At 32.0% G+C, this 1,299-nt stretch carries 3 protein-coding genes; all 3 read right to left on the bottom strand.

All coding sequences use genetic code 11. The features are described 5' to 3' along the window. Positions 1-146: 146 nt before the first annotated feature. The 3 genes from EZH24_RS12040 to EZH24_RS12030 are packed head-to-tail and all read right to left on the bottom strand — an operon-like array spanning position 147 to position 959. On the bottom strand, positions 147-398 hold the full coding sequence (locus EZH24_RS12040; RefSeq protein WP_137999312.1) for a PepSY-like domain-containing protein: 252 nt from the start codon (positions 396-398) through the stop codon (positions 147-149). 12 nt (positions 399-410) lie between these two features. Then, on the bottom strand, positions 411-686 hold the full coding sequence (locus EZH24_RS12035) for a PepSY-like domain-containing protein (RefSeq protein ID WP_137999311.1): 276 nt from the start codon (positions 684-686) through the stop codon (positions 411-413). A gap of 18 nt (positions 687-704) precedes the next feature. Then, positions 705-959, bottom strand: coding sequence for a PepSY-like domain-containing protein (locus EZH24_RS12030; RefSeq protein ID WP_137999310.1), 255 nt, complete (start codon positions 957-959; stop codon positions 705-707). Positions 960-1,299 lie beyond the last annotated feature (340 nt).

Below are 1,299 nucleotides of genomic sequence, written 5' to 3'. Positions count from 1 at the left end.
GGAAAAGTGGAGTTTATAAAAGCTCTCGATTTTTGAGGTAATGAAGAAACTGGAACTATCCAATCTCCGAAAACCATGCTCGAACTTAAACCTAAAATTAAACCTAAAATTAATAATTTTTTTGTCATCTTAAAACCTCCTTAAAATTAATCGTCCCATTTTTGGTATAATAGATTTCCATTAACATCTATATAAAGTTCCATCATATTGGACATCTTTACTTCATAGACATTATAGTGTTCCATTTCAACCATCCATATTTCAGCTTGCGGATAAGTTCTTTTAGCCGTAGCTATTACCGCAGCTGGCACTTGGTCCAACGGTATATACCAATCGGCAAATAATGAAGCCGAACCGATAACCGTCAAAGCAATTAAAACGCATATTAATCTTTTCATTGTAAAACCTCCTTAATAATTAGTTGTTCCATACGGACCCATTGGTCCCATTTGTCCTAAAAGATTGCCATTAACATCTATATAAAGCTCCATGAAATTGCTCATTTTTACTTCATAGACATTATAGGCTTCCATTTCGACCGCCCATACTTCCGCTTCTGGACAAGTCTTTTTTGCGGTAGCCATTACCGCAGCTGGCACTTGGTCTAGCGGTATATACCAATCGGCAAATAACGAAGCCGAACCGATAACCGTTAGAACCGCCAAAACACATATTAATCTTTTCATTGTAGCGCCTCCTTATAATTAGTCGTCAAATTCTTGCCCTAAAAGATTGCCATTAACATCTATGTAAAGTTCCATCATATTGGATATCTTCACTTCATAGACATTGTAATGTTCCATCTTTACAGCCCATACTTCAGCTTGCGGATAAGTTTGTTTAGCCGTAGCCAATACCGCAGCTGGCACTTGGTCCAACGGTATATACCAATCGGCAAATAATGTAGCCGAACCGATAACCGTTAAAGCCGCCAAAACACATATTAATCTTTTTGTCATTTTAAGCCTCCTTTCGCTTAAGTTATTTATTCTATCTATTTATATTATAGGAATAAATTTAGAATTTGTCAAGTATTTTTACACTAAATTTTGCCTATTTTTGCTATTTTTAGAAAACTTAATAATTAAAATAATACAAATACTACAATTTTTTGGGGTATAAAAAATTTTTTAATTTAGTGTAATCAATTTTTACTTTTTATTTTAAATTTTTATAAATTTTAGTTTAAATTTTAAAAATTTATGGTATTATAGACAAAAATTCAAAATTAAAGGAAGATTAATTAATGAAAAATATAAATAAAAAAATTTACGCATTAATTCCGATTATAGCGATTTC

The organism is Brachyspira catarrhinii (genome assembly GCF_005518285.1).
Classification (GTDB): Bacteria; Spirochaetota; Brachyspiria; order Brachyspirales; family Brachyspiraceae; genus Brachyspira; species Brachyspira catarrhinii.
Note: the sequence above shows the minus strand (reverse complement) of the source record. Positions and strands in the feature narration are given on the sequence as shown.